The organism is Bradyrhizobium ingae (genome assembly GCF_055791185.1).
Map to the genome: position 1 here is coordinate 1 of NZ_JBVUBB010000115.1, position 506 is coordinate 506.

At 68.8% G+C, this 506-nt stretch carries 1 protein-coding gene; it reads left to right on the forward strand.

Annotation, left to right across the window (positions count from 1 at the left end; all coding sequences use genetic code 11):
- The coding region (locus ACV1FX_RS41800; protein WP_473123296.1) for an outer membrane factor lipoprotein domain-containing protein at window positions 1-506 on the forward strand (506 nt) is incomplete at both ends.

The window sequence follows — 506 nt, forward strand, 5'->3', positions numbered from 1 at the left end:
TACCTGACCCTGACGGGCGAAGTGGTGCAGGCGGCGGTCGGCTATGCCTCGCTGCGGGCGCAGATCGACGCCGTGAAGGACCTGACCGCCGCCCAGCAGCGGATTCTGGATTCCAGTATCCGCCAGCAGGCACTGGGCCAGTTGGCGGATGCCGACGTGGCCATGCAGCGCGCCCAGTTGGCCCAGGACCAGGCCATGCTGGTGCACCTGCAGCAGCAATTGCAGCAGCAGCACGACCATATCGCCGCCCTGACCTGCGACATGCCGGACGACCCGACGCCGGATTTCACGCTGGACGCCTTCACCCTGCCCCAGGACCTGCCGGTCAGCCTGCCGGTGCGCCTGATCGACCAGCGCCCCGACATCAAGGTGGCCGAGGCGAACTGGCACGCCGCCTGTGCCCAGGTGGGCGTGGCCGTGGCCAACCGCCTGCCCAACATCCAGTTGAGCGCGCAGCCCGGCGTGGCCGCCGAGACCATCGCGCAATTGTTCACCCCCGGATATGG